15 protein-coding genes, 2 tRNA genes and 1 rRNA gene are annotated in these 20,345 nt (G+C 40.3%); 14 read left to right on the top strand and 4 right to left on the bottom strand.

What is annotated here, in order from left to right; translation table 11 throughout:
• Positions 1 to 127: 127 nt before the first annotated feature.
• The 8 genes from EL079_RS06810 to EL079_RS06775 all read left to right on the top strand — a co-directional run bounded on the left by EL079_RS06810 (position 128) and on the right by EL079_RS06775 (position 12,873).
• Positions 128 to 6,034: a Spy0128 family protein gene (locus tag EL079_RS06810; protein WP_018543690.1), complete on the top strand. Its 5,907-nt coding sequence runs from the start codon at positions 128 to 130 to the stop codon at positions 6,032 to 6,034.
• A gap of 291 nt (positions 6,035 to 6,325) precedes the next feature.
• Complete coding sequence (locus EL079_RS06805) at positions 6,326 to 6,769, top strand: zinc-dependent MarR family transcriptional regulator (RefSeq protein WP_003032016.1); 444 nt, start codon at positions 6,326 to 6,328, stop codon at positions 6,767 to 6,769.
• A complete protein-coding gene (locus EL079_RS06800; protein WP_003032001.1) occupies positions 6,766 to 7,473 on the top strand; it encodes a metal ABC transporter ATP-binding protein in 708 nt (235 codons plus the stop codon). The genes EL079_RS06805 and EL079_RS06800 overlap by 4 nt, the downstream gene beginning before the upstream one ends.
• On the top strand, positions 7,466 to 8,272 hold the full coding sequence (locus EL079_RS06795) for a metal ABC transporter permease (RefSeq protein ID WP_003032021.1): 807 nt from the start codon (positions 7,466 to 7,468) through the stop codon (positions 8,270 to 8,272). The genes EL079_RS06800 and EL079_RS06795 overlap by 8 nt, the downstream gene beginning before the upstream one ends.
• Before the next feature lie 9 nt (positions 8,273 to 8,281).
• The gene (locus EL079_RS06790) at positions 8,282 to 9,784 is read left to right on the top strand and encodes a zinc ABC transporter substrate-binding protein AdcA (protein WP_003032017.1); all 1,503 of its coding nucleotides are present in this window, start codon (positions 8,282 to 8,284) and stop codon (positions 9,782 to 9,784) included.
• Positions 9,785 to 9,927: 143 nt separating this feature from the next.
• The gene (locus EL079_RS06785) at positions 9,928 to 10,395 is read left to right on the top strand and encodes a CopY/TcrY family copper transport repressor (RefSeq protein WP_003032025.1); all 468 of its coding nucleotides are present in this window, start codon (positions 9,928 to 9,930) and stop codon (positions 10,393 to 10,395) included.
• 3 nt (positions 10,396 to 10,398) lie between these two features.
• Entirely contained in the window at positions 10,399 to 12,651 is a 2,253-nt protein-coding gene (locus tag EL079_RS06780; protein ID WP_003031971.1) for a heavy metal translocating P-type ATPase, read from the top strand.
• A gap of 12 nt (positions 12,652 to 12,663) precedes the next feature.
• On the top strand, positions 12,664 to 12,873 hold the full coding sequence (locus EL079_RS06775; RefSeq protein ID WP_003032027.1) for a heavy-metal-associated domain-containing protein: 210 nt from the start codon (positions 12,664 to 12,666) through the stop codon (positions 12,871 to 12,873).
• A 279-nt stretch (positions 12,874 to 13,152) separates the two neighbouring features.
• Here EL079_RS06775 and EL079_RS06765 read toward each other — a convergent pair whose 3' ends face one another.
• On the bottom strand, positions 13,153 to 14,013 hold the full coding sequence (locus EL079_RS06765; protein ID WP_003031973.1) for an RluA family pseudouridine synthase: 861 nt from the start codon (positions 14,011 to 14,013) through the stop codon (positions 13,153 to 13,155).
• A gap of 137 nt (positions 14,014 to 14,150) precedes the next feature.
• Here EL079_RS06765 and pbp2a point away from each other — a divergent pair, with 137 nt between their 5' ends.
• The 4 genes from pbp2a to nusG all read left to right on the top strand — a co-directional run bounded on the left by pbp2a (position 14,151) and on the right by nusG (position 17,439).
• Positions 14,151 to 16,370, top strand: a complete 2,220-nt coding sequence (gene pbp2a, locus EL079_RS06760; protein ID WP_003031985.1) for a penicillin-binding protein PBP2A — start codon at positions 14,151 to 14,153, stop codon at positions 16,368 to 16,370.
• Positions 16,371 to 16,419: 49 nt separating this feature from the next.
• Positions 16,420 to 16,572 carry a 50S ribosomal protein L33 gene (gene rpmG, locus EL079_RS06755; RefSeq protein WP_003027324.1) on the top strand — a complete coding sequence of 51 codons (153 nt, stop codon included), beginning with the start codon at positions 16,420 to 16,422 and terminating at the stop codon, positions 16,570 to 16,572.
• A 9-nt stretch (positions 16,573 to 16,581) separates the two neighbouring features.
• A complete protein-coding gene (gene secE / locus EL079_RS06750; RefSeq protein ID WP_003071100.1) occupies positions 16,582 to 16,758 on the top strand; it encodes a preprotein translocase subunit SecE in 177 nt (58 codons plus the stop codon).
• 144 nt (positions 16,759 to 16,902) lie between these two features.
• Positions 16,903 to 17,439 carry a transcription termination/antitermination protein NusG gene (gene nusG / locus EL079_RS06745; RefSeq protein ID WP_003032010.1) on the top strand — a complete coding sequence of 179 codons (537 nt, stop codon included), beginning with the start codon at positions 16,903 to 16,905 and terminating at the stop codon, positions 17,437 to 17,439.
• A gap of 223 nt (positions 17,440 to 17,662) precedes the next feature.
• Here the strand turns inward: nusG and EL079_RS06740 are convergent.
• The 3 genes from EL079_RS06740 to EL079_RS09695 all read right to left on the bottom strand — a co-directional run bounded on the left by EL079_RS06740 (position 17,663) and on the right by EL079_RS09695 (position 18,179).
• Positions 17,663 to 17,733: transfer RNA gene (locus tag EL079_RS06740), tRNA-Cys, on the bottom strand.
• A gap of 15 nt (positions 17,734 to 17,748) precedes the next feature.
• Positions 17,749 to 17,991 (bottom strand): hypothetical protein, encoded by a 243-nt coding sequence (locus EL079_RS06735; RefSeq protein WP_018543689.1) that lies wholly within the window; start codon positions 17,989 to 17,991, stop codon positions 17,749 to 17,751.
• 14 nt (positions 17,992 to 18,005) lie between these two features.
• Positions 18,006 to 18,179: a hypothetical protein gene (locus tag EL079_RS09695; protein WP_003031978.1), complete on the bottom strand. Its 174-nt coding sequence runs from the start codon at positions 18,177 to 18,179 to the stop codon at positions 18,006 to 18,008.
• 322 nt (positions 18,180 to 18,501) lie between these two features.
• On the opposite strand from EL079_RS09695, the gene EL079_RS06730 reads away from it, so the two are divergent.
• A 16S ribosomal RNA gene (locus tag EL079_RS06730) occupies positions 18,502 to 20,057 on the top strand.
• A 54-nt stretch (positions 20,058 to 20,111) separates the two neighbouring features.
• Positions 20,112 to 20,184: transfer RNA gene (locus EL079_RS06725), tRNA-Ala, on the top strand.
• Positions 20,185 to 20,345: the final 161 nt, after the last annotated feature.

Below are 20,345 nucleotides of genomic sequence, written 5' to 3'. Positions count from 1 at the left end.
GTCAAGAAATAGAACTAAAATATAGAGCGTTTTGATTGAAAGGATTATAAGGTAGTTGATATACTGGTATTAGTGGAGTTTTGTACTTTTGTACAAAGTCCTGAAAAACCATAGAAAGGAAATCATCATGATTAAAAAAGCGATGAATCTTGTTGGGGTTGCATTATTGCTGGCTTCAACAATCTTATCACCAGCTAGTGCTGTTGCTCAGACATTGTCGAATCAATCTTCTACAGTGACAACTCAGTCATCTCCGAAAACAGGAACGACTGAACAGCCAACGTCTCCTACTGAGTCAACGCAAAAGACAGCAGATACTAGTTCTAGTCAGGGGCAGCAGCCTGCTACTGAGAATAAAGCGGAAGCTAATTCAAATGAGCAGGAAAATAAGCCAAGCACTTCAAAAGAAGAAAGCTCTGATGCTAGCCAAGTAAAAGAAGATACATCTTCACAAAAAGCTAGTAAGGTAGAGGAAAAGAGTGAGACTCAGCCAGGAGCTCCACCTGCTGCTAAAGATACTAAAGATACCCAAGCAGCTCCTAAAACTCAAAGAGCCCCTAAAGAAATAGATGCGATTACGAAATTTAGCATTACCGATCATAATGGAAAACCGTTAGACAAGCCATTGCAACAATGGGAACGGTTTAAAATTGATGGTCAGTTTAAGTTGCCAAATAACGATGTGCATGAAGGGGATTATACAACATTCAAGATTTCAGAAAATCTGGTTTTGGTGTCAACTCCTAATTTTGATATTAAAGATAAAGATGGTCAAGTTGTAGCTCGTGCAACTATTGATGCAGAGAATCGACTATTAAAGTTGACCTATACAAAGTATGTTGAAAACAAATCAGATGTTTCTGGTAGCTTTTATTTTTATACTTATGTTAATCATCATATCGTAAAGGAAAAGAAAAAGGTTCCACTCCAAATTACAGTTAATCGGAATATAGTTCCGATAGGAGAAGTAGAGTTTGGAGGTTTAACTCCGCCATCACAAAAAGATTTGACAAAAGTAGGTAATTTTAAACCAGACAATACTATCACTTATGATATCACTGTAAATCAGTCAGGAAAAGAAGTTCCGGATGCAAAAGTAACTGATATTTTAAAAACACCAAATATTTCCTATGTTAAAGATAGTTTTGAAATTTATAAAGGAAAATGGGTCATTAAAGACAACCGATGGGTTTTAGAAAATAAAAAAACTGTTACAAACCAATTTAATGTGGAATTTTTATCTGACTCAGAATTTTCTATTAAATTAGGAAAAATAAATAAGGATGAAGGCTACCATATTAAATATAAAGCTAAGGCAAATTATAAATTACAAAGTGGTGAAGTTGTTGAAAATGTCGCATCGCTCTGGTCTAGTCAAACCAAAATTATAGACTCTATCGCCAAAACGACCTATCTAGAAGCGGGCGGAAGTGCAGAAGGCTATGTTTATTCTATAACCTTGCATAAAAAAGATGAGACCTCTGGATCACCTTTGGCAGGAGCAGTCTTTAGAGTAACACGTGATCGGAATGGTGCTGTTGTAGGAGACTTCACTACGGATAGTACAGGAAAAGTCACGATTCCTAAGTTGCTGAAAGATAATTATACTATTAAAGAAATTAAAGCGCCGGATGGTTATCAGTTAACAGGCAAAGAAATTAAGGTTAAACCTGAAGACTTTGGAACAACTAAATCCATAACAAAAGATATCGTCAATAAAAAAATTGAAAAAGTATCTACACAATTACAAATTGAGAAAGAATTAATTGGTCGGAAACTTAAAGATAGAGAATTTGAATTTGAATTGAAGAAAGAGGGAGACCAAAATCCAATTCAAACAAAAACAAATGATGTCAACGGTAAAGTAACATTTGATCCAATTAACTATACTGAAGAAGGTACGCATAAGTACATTATTTCTGAAAAACGCAAAGTAAACCCTGAAAAAGGGATTAATTATGATCCGAACGATATCTATGTGACAGTGGTTATTTCAAGAGATGCGTCTGGTAAGTTAGTGTCAACTGTCAAGTATGAAGGTATTGATGGCCAAGGTGGTAGAGAAGAAAAGAATAAGTTCACAAACTATTACCTTCCAGAGAAGACAAGCACAAAACTTTCTGTAACTAAGAAATTAATTGGTCGCAAACTTCAAAAAAATGAATTTGAGTTTGACTTAAAAGAAAATGGACAAGTTCTCCAAACTGTAAAAAATGCGGCTGATGGTAAGGTTCAATTCAAAGAGCTTGAGTATACAAAAGCAGGAACCTATCATTATACCATTAGTGAAAAAGCTGGTGATGTTCCAGGAGTTGAATATGAACCGAATCTTATCTCGGCAACTGTAACTGTCGAAGATAAGGGAGGAAAACTTGAAGTTACAAAGGTCACTTATTCGAAAGCTGGTGAGGAGACTAAAACCCCAACTTTTGAGAATCGCTATACTCCAGGAAAGACTTTCGCTCGATTAGAAGTGAACAAAGTTCTGACAGGCCGTCAGCTACAAAAAGACGAGTTTGAGTTTGAATTGACTGGTAAGGAAGATCATATTCACCAAACGAAGAAAAACACTGCAGCTGGGAAAGTCCAGTTCGATCGGATTGAATATACTAAAGCAGGTGAATACCATTACACTATTAAAGAAAAAAACAATGGTCTAGGTGGTATCACTTATGATTCGAAAGAAATAAAAGTTACTGTCAAAGTCACAGATGACGGCAAAGGAAAACTGAATTCTGAAATTTTCTATGAAAATGATGATCAAACTTTCAAGAACACATACTCAGCTACTAAAACAAATGTACAACTCTCCGTTAAGAAAGTATTGACTGGTCGCAAACTGAAAGCGCAAGAGTTTGAGTTTGATTTGGTTGATAATACTGAAGTTAGTCCAACTGTCGGTAAAATCTTGCAAACTGTTAAAAATAACGCCAATGGTGAGGTCAATTTCAAATCATTGGAATATACTAAAGCAGGAACTTATGAATATTTTATCCGAGAGAACAAAGGTTCTGCACCAGGAGTTACCTATGACCAAAAATTTATCACGGTAACAGTAGAAGTCAAGGAGAAATCCGGTAAACTTGAAGTTAGCAAAGTGACTTATATGACAGATGGAGAAGAAATTAAAAAACCAACTTTCAATAATCGCTATACTCCAGTTAAAACATCTGCTAAGTTAGAGGTGAAAAAGGTTTTAACAGGTCGTCCTCTTCAAGAAGGTGAATTTGAATTTGAACTCAAAGATCTACAACGAAATAAAAAGATTTTAGAAACTGTAAAAAATACGGCTGATGGTAAGGTTCAATTCAAAGAGCTTAAATATACTAAAGCAGGAATCTATCATTATACCATTAGTGAAAAGGCTGGTGATGTTCCAGGAGTTGAATATGAACCGAATCTTATCTCGGCAACTGTAACTGTCGAAGATAAGGGAGGAAAGCTTGAAGTTACAAAGATCACTTATTCGAAAGCTGGTGAGGAGACTAAAAACCCAACTTTTGAGAATCGCTATACTCCAGGAAAGACTTTCGCTCGATTAGAAGTGAACAAAGTTCTGACAGGTCGTCAGCTACAAAAAGACGAGTTTGAGTTTGAGTTGAAGGAAGATGGTAAACCAGATGTTCTTCAAACGGCTAAAAATGATGCCCAAGGAAAAGTTCAGTTCCAAGTTATTAACTACGACAAGGCAGGTGAGTACCACTACACCATTACAGAAAAAAATAATGGTCTGACAGGAGTTACTTATGACTCGAGCAAAGTCAAAGTCACAGTTAAAGTAACGGATGATGGTAAAGGGAAGCTAAGTACTACTGTGACTTATGACGGTGGTAAAAAGAACTTTAAGAATACGTTCACACCAAAAGAAATCACAGTGCCACTGCAGGTGACAAAAGCCTTAACGGGTCGAAATCTACAAGATGACGAGTTTGAGTTTGAATTATACGATGGACAAAACAAGCTACTTCAAACAGTTAAAAATAAAGCGGATGGTACGATTCCTTTCAAAGCTCTTAAGTTCACCAAGACTGGTCTTTACAACTACCTTATCAAAGAGAAAGCAGGTAAGGTTCCAGGTGTTGGCTACGATAAACAACCAATTAGAGTTACCATTCGTGTTCAACAAGAAGATGATGGACAGTTGATTTACAATATCGTCTACCTCGGTCTTGACGAGAGCGGTAAGAATAAAATTTCTAAACAAAGCTTTACAAATAAATATACTGCCAAAGGTACCGATGCTACTTTCTCTGTCACGAAGAAATTAACCGGACGTGCTTTGAAGGATGGCGAGTTTAGTTTTGATCTGAAAGAAGATGGCAAGGCAGATGTTCTTCAAACCAAGAAGAATGACAAAGCTGGTAAGGTTCAATTTGATGCAATTAAGTATCAAACTGTTGGTACTCACAAGTACACCATTACTGAGAAAAATACAGGATTGGGTGGTGTGACTTACGACACCAAGACCATCAAGGTAACAGTTGAAGTCACCGATAATGGTAAAGGTCAGCTTGTTTCAAAAGTAACCTATGAAAACAATGACCAAACCTTCAACAATACATACTCTAGTCAAAAGGTTAGTGCACAACTAAGCGTAACCAAAGAACTGACAGGTCGTGCATTAAACGATCAAGAGTTTGAATTTGAATTAGTCGGATCTGATGACAACGTTCGTCAGACTACGAAAAATGCAGCAGACGGTCGTGTTACTTTTGATACGATTGACTATACAAAAGTTGGCACTTATCATTACACCATCAAAGAGAAAGACAATGGCTTAGGTGGTGTGACCTATGATAAGAAAGAAATCAAAGCGACTGTCAAAGTTACTGATGATGGCAATGGTCAGTTAGTTGCCCAAGTATCTTATGATACAGCTAATCCAACCTTCCGCAATACTTACCTTGCTAAGGAAACAACTGCGACATTAGAAGCGAACAAAGTGCTAACTGGTCGCGACCTAGAAGCGAATGAATTTGCCTTTGACTTGATTGATCCAAACGGTAAAGTGGTGGATACCGTTAAGAACGCTAAAGATGGTAAGATTTCATTTAAAGAGTTGGCATTCAAAACAGCTGGAACTTATACTTATACCATTAAAGAACAAGCTGGTGCTTTAGGCGGTGTGAAGTATGACACCAAAGTAATCAAAGCAACAGTCACTGTCACGGATGATGGTAAAGGTCAACTACATGCAACAGTTGCTTATGAAAACAACCAAAACACCTTCACGAATACTTATTTAGCAGATAAAGCCACTGCAACTCTTTCTGCTAAGAAGCTATTAGAAGGTCGTCACCTCAAAGAAGGGGAATTTGAATTTGAACTGACTGGTACAGACGATCAAGTTCGCCAAACGAAGACAAATGCACAAGATGGTAGCGTCACTTTCGATACCATTGAGTATACTAAGGTGGGTACTTATCACTACACCATCACCGAAAAAGATACGAAACTCGGTGGTGTGAAATATGACACCAAAGTGATCAAAGTGACAGTCACTGTTACAGACGATGGTCAAGGCCGCTTAGTAACAAAAGTTGCTTATGAAAAAGATGATCAGACCTTCAAGAACACTTATTCCGCTGCAAAAACAAACGCACAACTCTCTGTTAAGAAAGCCTTGACAGGTCGTGCTTTGAAAGATGGCGAGTTTGAGTTTGAATTGAAAGGTCAAGATGATAAAGTTACTCAAAGCAAGAAGAATGCTCAAGACGGTAGTGTCACTTTCGACACCATTGAGTACACGAAAGCTAGTACCTATCATTACACCATCACTGAAAAGGATACAAAACTTCAAGGAATCACTTATGATAAGAAGGTGATTAAGGTGACAGTAACAGTCACAGATGATGGTAATGGTCATTTGGTTGCCAAAGTAAGTTACGACAAGAACATAAAGACATTTGAAAATCGCTATACTCCACCAAAGAAAGGTTTGCCTAAGACAGGTACGGTCATTCATACAGTAGCTATTTTCATTGGTTTGATTGTTTTGGTCGGTGCAGTTTATCTCATCAAGAAGAAATCTTGATAAAATCAAGACTTCAGAAAAATAATAAGTTTAAATTGGGAATCTAGAGAGCATTCTCCTCCGAAATGGGGGCTCTTTAGATCCCCTTTTTGATGCCTAAAGCATAGAATGTGAAAAGAAAAAGGAAGAGCTGTTTCCTAGAGAAAATGGACTTAGAAAAGTTATACAAAAATTTAGAGAATACTTAATCCTTTTCGTGGAAACTATGCTGAAATTTTCACTTGACTCTTTTTTTCTTTATGATATACTTAACTAGTAAAGAATTAACTGGTTAATCAGAAAAGGAGCAACATGAGTCAATTAGCACATGAAATGGATCATTTCTTAAATGAAATCATTTTAAAAGCCGAGAATCAGCATGAGATTTTGATTGGTTCTTGTACAAGTGGAATGCCTTTGACAAATACTCAAGAGCACATCTTGATGTTGCTGTCTGAGGAGTCGTTGACAAACTCAGAGTTGGCGAAGCGCTTAAACGTCAGTCAAGCAGCTGTAACAAAGGCTATCAAATCGCTCATCAAACAAGAAATGCTGGAACCTTTCAAGAATCAGAAAGATGCGCGTGTTATTTTTTATCGGTTGACAGAATTAGCGAAGCCAGTTGCCGCGGAGCATCATCATCATCATCAGCATACATTGGAAATTTACGAAAAAATCGCCAATCAATACACTTCTAATGAGAAAGCTACCATTCAAAAATTCTTGGAAACCTTAGTAGGAGAAATCGGAAAATGAGATATATCACAGTTGAAGATTTGTCCTTTTATTATGATAAGGAGCCTGTGTTGGAGCATATTAACTATTATGTGGATAGTGGTGAGTTTGTGACTTTGACAGGTGAAAATGGAGCAGCAAAAACGACCTTGATCAAGGCTAGTCTTGGGATTTTGCAGCCTCGATTTGGTAAGGTGACGATTTCTAAGACGAATACAGCTGGCAAGAAGTTGCGGATTGCTTATCTGCCGCAGCAAATCGCTAGTTTTAATGCGGGTTTTCCAAGCACCGTCTATGAATTTGTTAAATCAGGTCGGTATCCGCGTAAAGGCTGGTTTCGTCGTTTGAATGCGCATGATGAAGAACATATCAAGGTCAGTCTGGACGCCGTTGGCATGTGGGAACATCGAGACAAGCGGATTGGCTCGCTTTCGGGTGGGCAAAAGCAACGGGCAGTGATTGCACGCATGTTTGCTTCGGATCCGGATGTTTTTGTCTTGGATGAGCCGACAACGGGGATGGATGCTGGTAGCAAGGATGAATTTTATGATTTGATGCACCACAGTGCGCATCGGCATGGCAAGGCTGTTCTGATGATTACACATGATCCAGAGGAAGTCCGAAAATATGCGGACCGCAATATTCATTTGGTGCGAAATCAAGATTCGCCATGGCGCTGCTTCAATGTTCACGAAAGTGACAAGGAGGAGGTGAGCCATGTTTAATTTATTAGCTTACGATTTTATGCAGCGGGCTTTTCTAGCAGTGATTGCTATGAGTCTGTTTTCGCCGGTTTTAGGAACTTTCTTGATTTTACGTCGTCAGAGTTTGATGAGTGATACGCTCAGCCACGTGTCGCTTTCGGGGGTTGCTTTTGGCTTGGTTTTGGGCATTTCACCTACGATTTCAACCGTCATTATTGTGATGATTGCGGCAGTTTTCTTAGAATACCTGCGGACAATTTACAAGGATTTTATGGAAATCGGAACAGCAATTTTGATGTCGACAGGACTTGCCATTGCTTTGATTGTGATGAGCAGGGGCAAAAGCTCTAGTTCCATGAGCTTAGACCAATATTTGTTTGGTTCTATTGTCACGATTAGTACGGAGCAGGTGATTTCACTCTTTATCATTGCGGCAATCGTGCTGGCATTAACCTTCCTCTTCATTCGACCAATGTATATTTTGACCTTTGATGAAGATACAGCTTTTGTGGACGGTCTGCCTGTGCGCACCATGTCCATTCTGTTTAACATTGTGACAGGTGTTGCCATTGCCCTCATGATTCCAGCGGCAGGTGCGTTGCTGGTATCAACCATTATGGTTTTGCCGGCAAGTATTGCCTTGCGGTTGGGTAAGAATTTTAAATCTGTTATCTTGTTGGCAAATATCATCGGCTTCTTAGGTATGATTGCTGGTTTGTATATTTCGTATTATGCAGAAACGCCAGCCAGTGCAAGTATTACCATTATTTTTGTCGGCGTATTTTTACTAGTAAATTTATTGAAAAAATTTATCAAATAGGAGTAAGAAATGAAGAAAATTGGTCTATTAGTAGCAAGTTTACTGAGTATCTTTTTAGTGGCTTGTTCCAATCAAAAAAGTGCAAATGGGAAATTAAATGTTGTCACAACATTTTACCCAGTTTATGAATTTACCAAGCAAGTAGCAGGCGATACTGCCAATGTCAAACTCTTGATTGGTGCAGGAACAGAACCGCACGAATACGAGCCTTCTGCCAAGGCAGTTGCAACGATTCAAGATGCAGATGCTTTTGTATATGAAAATGAAAATATGGAAACTTGGGTACCAAAATTGCTCAAAACTTTGAAAAAAGACAAAGTAAATGTGGTGAAAGCAAGTGGAAAAATGTTGCTTCTTCCTGGTACAGAAGAGGAAGAAGACCATGATCATGGGAGCGAAGGACACCATCATGAATACGATCCCCATGTGTGGTTGTCACCAAAACGTGCCATTAAAATGGTGGAGAATATTCGTGACAGCTTAAGTAAACGCTATCCCGATAAGAAAGCGACTTTCCAAAAGAACGCAGCAGCTTACATTAAGAAATTAGAAACTCTGGATAAAGAATATGCAACTGGTTTAGCAAATGCAAAACAAAAAAGTTTTGTGACGCAACATGCTGCTTTTCGATATCTTGCATTGGATTATGGTTTGAAACAAGTTCCTATTTCAGGACTTTCACCAGATAGTGAGCCTTCAGCAGCGCGTTTGGCTGAATTGACAAAATATATTAAGAAAAACAATATCAAGTACATTTACTTTGAAGAAAATGCTTCTCAAGCTTTGGCATCTACTTTGGCAAAAGAAACAGGTGTGAAGTTGGATGTGCTCAATCCACTTGAAAGTCTAACAGAAAAACAAACCAAAGACGGGGCAGATTACATTTCAATCATGAAGTCCAACTTGAAAGCCTTGAAAAAGACAACCGATCAAGCAGGCGCTGAGATTTCTGCTGAAAAAGAGGAAAATACGAAGACTGTACAAAATGGTTACTTTGAAGATAGTGCTGTTAAAGACCGTACTTTGTCTGACTATGCAGGTCAATGGCAATCAGTTTATCCATACTTACAAGATGGGACTTTAGACCAAGTCTTTGATTACAAGGCAAAATTAACTGGTAAGATGACAGCAGCTGAGTACAAAGCCTATTATGAAAAGGGCTACAAGACAGATGTGTCTCATATCAATATCACAGATAAGACCATGGAATTTGTAGTAAACGGGCAAAAGAAGAAATATACTTATAAATATGTTGGTAAGCATACATTGACGTACTCTAAAGGGAACCGAGGCGTGCGTTTCATGTTTGAAGCGACAGACCCAGATGCAGGTAAGTATAAATATGTTCAATTTAGCGACCATAATATCGCCCCAACGAAAGCAGCGCATTTCCATATCTTCTACGGCGGTGAAAGCCAAGAAGCCCTCTTTAACGAATTAGAAAATTGGCCAACTTACTACCCAACTAAATTAAGCGGACAAGAAATTGCTCAAGAAATGCTTGCGCATTGATAAAACCACAAATTTCTATACAGAAAGAGAAAAATCGAGTTGAGCAATCTTCTCGATTTTTTTGCTTGACAAACTCTGATTACAGATGTAAACTATAAAAGAATTGATAATTACAATTGTAATCAGAAAAGAGATGAAACAAAATGGAACAACAAAATATCAGTCAGGCAGAATGGCAGGTCATGCGCGTTTTGTGGGCGTATCCTCATAGCAGAAGTACTGAGGTGGTGGAGCGTTTAGAAACTGATTTTGATTGGAAACCGGCTACTGTTAAAACCTTACTTAATCGTCTGAAAACCAAAGAATTTATTTCAATGGAAAAGATTGAGGGGAAATTTTACTATGATGCGTTAATTTTAGAAGATGAGCACTTGGAAAATAGTTGGCGTACCTTGCTTGACAATATGTGCAATACCAAGCATGGTGATTTAGTAGTTTCAATACTAGAAAGCAATCAATTCAGTCAAACAGATTTGTCTCGAATCCTAGATGTTGTAAAAGAAAAGCAAGTTCAAGCGCCGGAGACGATTCAGTGCAATTGTCCACCAGGTCAATGTACTTGTGGCGCGCATTGTCAAGATGACACGAATCAATCGAAAATGGCGGAGTAAGAAATGGAAAAAGACAAAAAAGAGTATAAATTATCTGGCATGACCTGCGCAGCTTGCGCGATGACGATTGAAATGGCTGTCAAGGAACTTCCAACGGTAGAAGAAGCTACGGTGAACTTGGCGACGGAAAAATTGACAGTCTTTCCCAAAGAAGGATTTGCAAGCGAGCAAGTCCTAGAGGCTGTGAAAGAAGCGGGCTACCAAGCGGCAGAAAAAGGAGAACAAAAGCAGTCTGATTATGCAAAACAGGTCGCAGAAAAGAAAGAAAAAGTACGCCAAATGGCGAGTCAGATTTGGTTTGCGACAGGAGCGACCGTGCCACTCCTCTATATTTCAATGGGGAGCATGATTAGCTTGCCGTTACCCTCCTTTTTAGATCACATGACGCATCCCATTGTCTTTGTATTGGCGCAATTTTTCCTTACTTTGCCAGCGATTTGGGTTGGTCGCGGTTTTTATGTACGTGGTTTTCGGAATTTGGCAAAACGGCATCCGAATATGGATAGTTTGATTGCTGTAGGGACGAGTGCAGCTTTTCTGTATAGTTTGTACTCGGTCGTTCAAGTTTTACTGGGGCATCATACTTTTGTATACCAGTTGTATTTTGAATCAGTTGGTGTGATTATCACTCTTGTTTTACTGGGGAAATATCTGGAAGCCAATGCCAAGGGTCGAACTTCGCAAGCGATTCAAAGTTTGATGAGTTTGGTACCCGACCAAGCGACCGTTATTCGCTATGGCGAAGTCGTAACAATTGATACAGAAGACATCAAGGTTGGAGATATTGTGCGGATTAAACCGGGAGAACGTATGCCAGTAGACGGTGTGGTTATCTCTGGACAAACCTATGTGGATGAGTCTATGATGACAGGTGAAAGTGTTCCTGTCGAAAAAAACGTCGGAGATGTGATTACCAGTGCCACTATGAATCAAACGGGTTCTATTGACTATGAAGCAACCAAAGTCGGTTCGGACACAACTTTAGCTCAGATCGTTCATTTGGTAGAGGAAGCGCAAGGCTCGAAAGCGCCTATTGCGGCTATGGCAGATAAGATCTCGCTCTATTTTGTACCAATTGTCTTGAGTTTGGCAGTTTTAGCAGCTCTGTTGTGGTACGTTCTGGCGGGAGAGAGTTTGCAATTCTCACTTTCTATCTTTATTGCGGTGTTGGTCATTGCTTGTCCCTGCGCGCTTGGGCTAGCTACTCCGACGGCTATTATGGTCGGCACGGGGAAGGGCGCTGAAAATGGCGTCTTGATTAAGTCGGGGCAGGCTCTTGAAGCGACTCATTTGGTAGATGTTGTCGTTCTGGATAAGACAGGTACGATTACCGAAGGGAAGCCAAGTTTGACGGATGTGTTGACTTTTGGTGATGTCACACGGGAAGAATTGCTGCATTTGCTTGCAAGTAGTGAGCAACATTCAGAGCATCCGCTGGCAATTGCTATTTTAGAAGTCGCTAAAGTGGAAGCTATACCATTAGCACCGGTAACGGATTTCCAAGCGATTTCAGGTAAAGGGATTGCAGCTCATGTAGAAATGCAAGAAGTGTTGATTGGGAATGAAAGCTTGATGAGACAATACCAAGTCGAGCTCGGAGAACATATCTCTGACTTGATTTCCTTATCTCATCAAGGAAAGACGGCTATGTTTGTCGCTTTGGATAGACAACTGGTGGGGCTGGTAGCAGTCGCTGACCAAATCAAAAAAAATAGCCGTGAAGCTATTGCTGAATTGCAAAAAATGGGCTTAGAAGTGGTGATGCTGACAGGGGACCGTGAGGAAACAGCTCAAGCCATTGCAAGAGAAGCTGGTGTTGATCACGTGATTGCAGGAGTATTTCCAGACGGAAAAGCAGATGTCGTCAAGGATTTGCAAACGCAAGGGAAAAAGGTTGCCATGGTGGGTGACGGGATCAATGATGCACCTGCTCTGGTGCAAGCCGAAGTCGGGATTGCCATTGGCTCTGGAACGGATGTGGCTATTGACTCAGCCGACATTGTCTTGATGCATAGCGATCTTTTAGACGTGGTGACAGCCATTCGCCTCAGCCAAGCCACGATTAAAAATATCAAAGAAAATCTGTTCTGGGCTTTTGCCTACAATACTTTAGGGATACCGATTGCAATGGGGCTCTTGTATGTATTTGGCGGTCCGCTGCTCAATCCTATGTTAGCCGGTCTTGCCATGAGCTTTAGCTCGGTTTCTGTCGTCACCAATGCGTTGCGTTTACGGCGCTTTAAAATAAAATCATAAAAGGAGTTCATCATGAAACAAATCGTCACTTTAGAAAATATATCTTGTCAAAATTGCGTAAAACACGTCACTGAGCACTTCCTAAAATTAGAAGGTGTATCGGATGTCCAAATTGATTTAGATACAAAGGTTGCTACTGTCACGACCGATCACACTCACAGTGCAGAAGATTATCAGGCGGCACTTGCTAAAACAATTTATAAAGTTGTTACTGTTGCATAGAAAAATGAGGCTGGGCAAAAAGTGTCCCAGCTTCTATTAGAATTAGTAATAAACGAATAACGCAGCTTCAACAATTCACTGAATTGTTGAAGGCGGGAAATCAGCCTTGCACAGCAAGCTGCTATGATTGCTCAAAGCAGTACTTTGAGGTGGCAGATAAAACTTGCGAAGCAAGTATCGAAGCGGTTTGCTTTTCAAGCTCGGAAGAGCACCCTTACGGGGGTGGGACTACGAACTAAAAATTTTTGATTTTTAGTTCTGCCCCACTCCCATTATTTTTTAAATCAATCCTTTTTCAAAACTTTGAGAGATGGCTTCAACACTAATTTTTTCAAGTGTGAAAGGGTGTGTGAAAGTTAAACGATGAGCATGGAGCATGAGACGCTCTGCTTTTTGCGGATTGTACAATGGATCTCCAACGATAGGATATCCGTGATGAGCAAGATGTACACGAATTTGGTGGGTTCGCCCAGTTTTAAGTTGACACTTGATAAGGGTGTTGTTTCCAATTTCTCTGAGCTTAGTGACCTGCGTTTCAGCGTATTGACCGTTTTTGTTATCCACTAGCCGTTTTCGCCGATCGTGACGGTCACGACCGATTTTATCTGTATAGATTTGACGTTTTTTAGGAAATGCTCCTTGTACCAAAGCCCAATATTCACGCGAAATTTTCTTGTTTTCTAGTAATCGATTTAAGATTGGCAAGATAAAAGGATTTTTCGCAAAAAGAACGGCTCCGCTTGTTTCCTTGTCTAAGCGATGAACGACATAGCAAGTATTTCCAACATAAGCAGAGACATGATTTAAAAGCGCCAGCTCCGTTGGTTCATTGGCATGTGTTTTCATGCCTTCAGGCTTGTTGACGATGAGGATGTGTTCATCTTGGTATAATTCTTCCACCAGACTAGCATTTCCCATGAGAATGGATTTCTGTGGATAATCTTCTTCGTCAAAAATCAATGTAATTTTATCATGTGGGTGGATAATGCTCTGCCAGTTAATCGGTTTTTGATTGACGAAGACATGTTTTTTGATACGCAAAAAATGGCGAATCTTCCGTGGAATCAGAAACTGTTCTTCCAGCAGTTCTTTGACTGTCATCTCTGGCAGACCTTGTGGAATCGTAATTGTAAAATTCATGATTTTATTGTAACAAAATAGTAGATGATTGCAAATAGTCAGCTAACTCTTGAACAATTTCTTAAAGTTTTCTAAACGAAACGCTTGATAAGAGGTCCTTTCTTGTCTGGATATGGAGAAGGTGATAGAATAGGGATATGAAAAAATTGAGTGAATTATTTGAAATAGTAGTGAATCATTTTAAAAAGGAAAGTCCTGAGCGCAAGCATCAAGAGGTGACAGAGGCGGAAGAAAGCGAATCGCATTTGAGCCGTTCTGGAAAAAGTCGGAAAAAGCCGATTTCTCAACATCCATTTCGTCGATTTTGGCGTCGCTATCACCTGACGAAGATTGTCTTGATTTTGGGACTTGGTTTTGGCTTGGTGACAGGAGGCTATCTCTTTTATGTTGCCAAATCCACTAATGTGAATGATTTGCAGAATGCTTTGAAAGCAACGACATCTATTTATGATAAGGACGGCAAAAAAGCTGGAAGTTTGTCAGGGCAAAAGGGAACTTACGTAGAATTGTCCCAGATTAGCCCGAACTTACAACATGCCGTCATTGCGACAGAAGACCGTTCTTTTTATAAAAATAGTGGGATTAACTACGGTCGTTTTATCATGGCGATTTTGACTGCGGGACGTTCTGGCGGTGGATCCACCATTACGCAGCAATTAGCCAAAAATGCTTACCTATCTCAGGATCAGACTATTGAGCGGAAAGCAAAGGAATTTTTCCTTGCCTTGGAATTAACCAAGAAATATAGTAAGAATCAGATTCTCACCATGTACCTCAACAATTCTTACTTTGGAAATGGTGTATGGGGCGTAGAAGATGCCTCTAAAAAGTATTTCGGAGTATCTGCTAGCCAACTGACACTAGATCAAGCAGCTACCTTAGCAGGAATGCTTAAAGGACCGGAACTATATAATCCGCTTGCTTCTATCAAAAATGCAACCAATCGGCGCAATACCGTTCTGCAAAATATGGCAGCAGCAGGTTATATCAATCAAAATACTGCGAACCAAGCAGCAGCAAATGGTTTGGGCAGTCAATTGGTAGATGCTTACACAGGAAAATCAGCAGATTATCGTTATCCGTCTTACTTTGATGCGGTTATCAATGAAGCAGTTCGAGATTATGGCTTAACAGAAGCTGATATTGTCAATAACGGCTACCGTATTTACACAGAGCTAGACCAAAATTACCAAGCTAGCATGCAAGTCATCTATGATCGCGAAGATTTATTCCCGCAAGCAGCAGACGGCACCAGAGCCCAATCGGGTAGCGTAGCGCTTGATCCTAAAACGGGAGGTGTTCGCGCACTTGTTGGGCAAATCAATAGTACCAGTGCCAATTTCAGAAGTTTTAACTATGCCACACAATCTTCAAGAAGCCCTGGCTCGACTATTAAGCCCTTAGCAGTTTACAGCCCGGCAGTTGATGCAGGCTGGTCCATCAATAAAGAGTTAGACAATAGCACAACAACGTATGGAACTTACACCGTGAACAACTATGGTGGGATTCAATCCAGTTCGACTGTGCCAATGTATCAGGCTTTAGCGCAATCCTTAAATATTCCAGCGGTTGCTGCTGCTAATGAATTGGGACTGAAAAAAGTTTTTGAATATGGTAAAAAATTTGGCTTGAATATGGATAAAGTGGATCAGACTCTTGGGGTGGCTCTCGGCAGTGGCGTAACAACCAATCCGCTACAAATGGCACAAGCCTACTCGACTTTTGCCAATAATGGTGTTATGAATGATGCTCATTTGATTACCAAAATCGAAAATGCTAGTGGACAAGTAGTCAAAACTCATAAATCAACTTCAACGCGAGTGCTTAACCGCTCAACAACAGAAAAAATGACCAGTATGATGCTGGGAACATTTACCAATGGTACCGGTGTTTATGCTGCTCCTTACGGCTATGACATGGCTGGGAAGACAGGAACGACAGAGACTGACTTTAACCCAGATTTATCAGGAGACCAATGGGTTATTGGTTACACGCCAGATGTGGTGATCAGTCAGTGGTTAGGTTTTCCAAAGACAGATGAAAATCATTATCTGACAGGCACCAGTGCCAATGAAGCTTCAGCTATTTTCCGAAGTGTGGCAAATAGTATCCTACCGTACACAAATGGTACGAAGTTCGGTGATGAAAATGCCTATGCAAAAAATGGTATTGCACCGGTTGATACGAGTGGTACAAATAACACTACGAATCAAAGTGACAATCGTTCAGATGTTTTGAAAGATGTGCAGGATAAAGCTAAGAACTTGGTTGACCAAGCTAAAAAAGCAATTGACGATGCTAAGATTTCTGAAAAAGCACAGAATCTTTGGGACACGGTTAAGAGTTGGTTCCAATAGACTTGTCAAAAATGGGCTTTCTTGATATAATAAACAAGATGGAGGCGTTATGGCACTAAAAAAAGCGAGTCTGGCGTGCACGGTTTGTGGATCGAGAAACTATTCAATCAAAGTGAGTAGTACGCCAAAACCAAAACGTCTGGAAGTAAATAAATATTGTAAACATTGCAGTAAATATACAATTCATAAAGAAACTAGATAGGAGAAAGTTGTGAAATTCATCAGAGATACATTTCAAGTGTTAAAAGATACAACTTGGCCAACTAGAAAGCAAAGCTGGATAGATTTTATCTCAGTCATGGAATACACCGCTTTCTTTGTTGTTATTATTTATCTTTTCGATCTCTTTGTTACAAGAGGTTTAGTACGATTGTTAAATATCTTTTAATTTTTAACCTGCTTGCTATTTGTCAAGTAGGTTTTTATTGTAAAAAATAGCAGTTAAAAGGTTGCATTGGCTATTTTTATGGTATAATAGGGCTAGAAAGAAACCGAAGCCCACAGGCTTTTTTATTTAGGAAAGGAAGAACTCATGGACAGTTTTGATAAAGGCTGGTTTGTTCTGCAAACCTACTCGGGTTATGAAAATAAAGTAAAAGAAAATCTTTTGCAACGTGCGCAAACCTACAATATGTTGGAAAACATTTTGCGCGTGGAAATCCCAACACAAACGGTACAAGTAGAGAAAAATGGAAAAACGAAAGAAGTTGAAAAAAATCGTTTTCCGGGTTATGTCTTGGTAGAAATGGTGATGACAGATGAAGCGTGGTTTGTCGTACGGAACACACCAAACGTAACCGGTTTTGTCGGTTCACACGGAAATCGCTCTAAACCAACTCCGCTTTTGGAAGAAGAGATCCGCCAAATTTTGATTTCAATGGGACAAACCGTTCAAGAATTCGATATTCATGTGAAAGTTGGCGATACTGTGCGTATCATTGATGGAGCTTTTGCAGATTATACAGGTAAAATCACCGAAATTGACAACAACAAAGTTAAAATGATTATTTCGCTATTCGGGAATGATACAGTTGCCGAAGTGAATCTAAACCAAATTGCTGAATTATAATCAAAAAGCAAGCTAGAATCAGTATATGCAGAAATTGATTCCTAGCGTGCTTTTTTATGCTATCTATTTTTATCCAAAATAATAAATTCATTCTAAAACTACTTGTCCACTATTTGCCCACCAACTTTATCAGATTTGATCTGATTTAACCTGACGGAAAATCAAAAAAGCCCGACTTTACGGGCTTTTCATTCGGTTAATTCCTGTTAAATCAGGTTACGGAAGGCGGTAGACGGATTTGAACCGACGATCAAGCTTTTGCAGAGCCGTGCCTTACCACTTGGCTATACCGCCACAACGTTTATTATTTTATCCTAAAAAATCATTTTCGTCAAGAGTGTAGATTGGTTTCTCTTTGTAAAATTTTAGTGTTTTCCGATTAAATTTAATCATTAAAGTGGTGAAATTATCATTTTGATAAGCCAAAGAAAAGGTTGGATTGATAGTTTTTCTTGCTTTAGTTAAGGTAACAATAAGGTAAACTTGTTTAGCTGAACCAACAACTGACTTCAAAAATATCAGCCACCATCTTCCTAAAAGTAAAGAAGTCATAAGTTAATTTCTCGTTACTTGCTTCCTTTTTTAATAATTGTATCCATTTCATATGAGATTTCTAAAATTAGATGTTCGTATTTTTTAGCCATGGGAACTTCTTTAACAAATAAATGTTTCCACTTTTCAATTAAACGGCGCTCAGCTATTGTTAAGTGCTTGCCTTTTGGGGTATAATGAGTAGGCATCTTAAAGAATCTCCTTGTATTTGTGGTGAACTACAAGTATATCTCTTTGAGATGTTTTTTCATACACTCGAAGTGGCTAACTTCATTTTAGAACTTTCAATTGAAAGAAAAAGTTTAAGAAAATAAAAAAAGATGAAAAAAGGTATTGACAAGAAGAGGAGGAGGTGATATACTAAGATAGTTGTCGCTTGAGTGGCGACAAAGACCTTTGAAAACTGAACAAGACGAACCAATGTGCAGGCGACTGTTTAAAGACAGTCCGTCAAACATTAAGAAGAAACAATAAATCTGTCAGTGACAGAAATGAGTGAGAGCTCAAACTTTATATGAGAGTTTGATCCTGGCTCAGGACGAACGCTGGCGGCGTGCCTAATACATGCAAGTAGGACGCACAGTTTATACCGTAGCTTGCTACACCATAGACTGTGAGTTGCGAACGGGTGAGTAACGCGTAGGTAACCTGCCTATTAGAGGGGGATAACTATTGGAAACGATAGCTAATACCGCATAACAGTATGTAACACATGTTAGATGCTTGAAAGATGCAATTGCATCGCTAGTAGATGGACCTGCGTTGTATTAGCTAGTAGGTAGGGTAATGGCCTACCTAGGCGACGATACATAGCCGACCTGAGAGGGTGATCGGCCACACTGGGACTGAGACACGGCCCAGACTCCTACGGGAGGCAGCAGTAGGGAATCTTCGGCAATGGGGGGAACCCTGACCGAGCAACGCCGCGTGAGTGAAGAAGGTTTTCGGATCGTAAAGCTCTGTTGTTAAGGAAGAACGAGTGTGAGAATGGAAAGTTCATACTGTGACGGTACTTAACCAGAAAGGGACGGCTAACTACGTGCCAGCAGCCGCGGTAATACGTAGGTCCCGAGCGTTGTCCGGATTTATTGGGCGTAAAGCGAGCGCAGGCGGTTAGAAAAGTCTGAAGTGAAAGGCAGTGGCTCAACCATTGTAGGCTTTGGAAACTGTTTAACTTGAGTGCAGAAGGGGAGAGTGGAATTCCATGTGTAGCGGTGAAATGCGTAGATATATGGAGGAACACCGGTGGCGAAAGCGGCTCTCTGGTCTGTAACTGACGCTGAGGCTCGAAAGCGTGGGGAGCGAACAGGATTAGATACCCTGGTAGTCCACGCCGTAAACGATGAGTGCTAGGTGTTGGGTCCTTTCCGGGACTCAGTGCCGCAGCTAACGCATTAAGCACTCCGCCTGGGGAGTACGACCGCAAGGTTGAAACTCAAAGGAATTGACGGGGGCCCGCACAAGCGGTGGAGCATGTGGTTTAATTCGAAGCAACGCGAAGAACCTTACCAGGTCTTGACATCCCGATGCTATTTCTAGAGATAGGAAGTTTCTTCGGAACATCGGTGACAGGTGGTGCATGGTTGTCGTCAGCTCGTGTCGTGAGATGTTGGGTTAAGTCCCGCAACGAGCGCAACCCTTATTGTTAGTTGCCATCATTAAGTTGGGCACTCTAGCGAGACTGCCGGTAATAAACCGGAGGAAGGTGGGGATGACGTCAAATCATCATGCCCCTTATGACCTGGGCTACACACGTGCTACAATGGCTGGTACAACGAGTCGCAAGCCGGTGACGGCAAGCTAATCTCTGAAAGCCAGTCTCAGTTCGGATTGTAGGCTGCAACTCGCCTACATGAAGTCGGAATCGCTAGTAATCGCGGATCAGCACGCCGCGGTGAATACGTTCCCGGGCCTTGTACACACCGCCCGTCACACCACGAGAGTTTGTAACACCCGAAGTCGGTGAGGTAACCGTAAGGAGCCAGCCGCCTAAGGTGGGATAGATGATTGGGGTGAAGTCGTAACAAGGTAGCCGTATCGGAAGGTGCGGCTGGATCACCTCCTTTCTAAGGAAAAAACGGAAGCCATTGGTCGTCATGTTTAGTTTTGAGAGGTCTTGTGGGGCCTTAGCTCAGCTGGGAGAGCGCCTGCTTTGCACGCAGGAGGTCAGCGGTTCGATCCCGCTAGGCTCCATTAGGATAGAATCCTACTGAACTTAATAAAGAAGTGAAGTTGAATACGAGACTAACTTCTTAGGAAAAAAGATAAACTTCCTTGTGTTCATGGAACACAGCGTCAGTTTCCTATTTTTCTACAGAAGTTTTCGCAAGCGAACCGTCTCTTACTATCCTAAA

Origin of the sequence: Streptococcus anginosus, from assembly GCF_900636475.1 — a bacterium.
Taxonomy (GTDB): Bacteria; Bacillota; Bacilli; order Lactobacillales; family Streptococcaceae; genus Streptococcus; species Streptococcus anginosus.
The sequence above is the reverse complement of the archived record's forward strand: the minus strand, read 5'-3'. Positions and strand labels throughout refer to the sequence as shown.

Coding starts and splice junctions, on each gene's coding strand:
- rpmG (WP_003027324.1), top strand. CDS start 16,420: ATGGCACTAAAAAAAGCGAGTCTGGCGTGCACGGTTTGTGGATCGAGA.
- EL079_RS06765 (WP_003031973.1), bottom strand. CDS start 14,013: ATGAATTTTACAATTACGATTCCACAAGGTCTGCCAGAGATGACAGTC.
- EL079_RS06785 (WP_003032025.1), top strand. CDS start 9,928: ATGGAACAACAAAATATCAGTCAGGCAGAATGGCAGGTCATGCGCGTT.
- EL079_RS06780 (WP_003031971.1), top strand. CDS start 10,399: ATGGAAAAAGACAAAAAAGAGTATAAATTATCTGGCATGACCTGCGCA.
- EL079_RS06800 (WP_003032001.1), top strand. CDS start 6,766: ATGAGATATATCACAGTTGAAGATTTGTCCTTTTATTATGATAAGGAG.
- EL079_RS06735 (WP_018543689.1), bottom strand. CDS start 17,991: ATGACTTCTTTACTTTTAGGAAGATGGTGGCTGATATTTTTGAAGTCA.
- EL079_RS06810 (WP_018543690.1), top strand. CDS start 128: ATGATTAAAAAAGCGATGAATCTTGTTGGGGTTGCATTATTGCTGGCT.
- EL079_RS06805 (WP_003032016.1), top strand. CDS start 6,326: ATGAGTCAATTAGCACATGAAATGGATCATTTCTTAAATGAAATCATT.
- EL079_RS06795 (WP_003032021.1), top strand. CDS start 7,466: ATGTTTAATTTATTAGCTTACGATTTTATGCAGCGGGCTTTTCTAGCA.
- pbp2a (WP_003031985.1), top strand. CDS start 14,151: ATGAAAAAATTGAGTGAATTATTTGAAATAGTAGTGAATCATTTTAAA.
- EL079_RS06775 (WP_003032027.1), top strand. CDS start 12,664: ATGAAACAAATCGTCACTTTAGAAAATATATCTTGTCAAAATTGCGTA.
- EL079_RS09695 (WP_003031978.1), bottom strand. CDS start 18,179: ATGCCTACTCATTATACCCCAAAAGGCAAGCACTTAACAATAGCTGAG.
- nusG (WP_003032010.1), top strand. CDS start 16,903: ATGGACAGTTTTGATAAAGGCTGGTTTGTTCTGCAAACCTACTCGGGT.
- EL079_RS06790 (WP_003032017.1), top strand. CDS start 8,282: ATGAAGAAAATTGGTCTATTAGTAGCAAGTTTACTGAGTATCTTTTTA.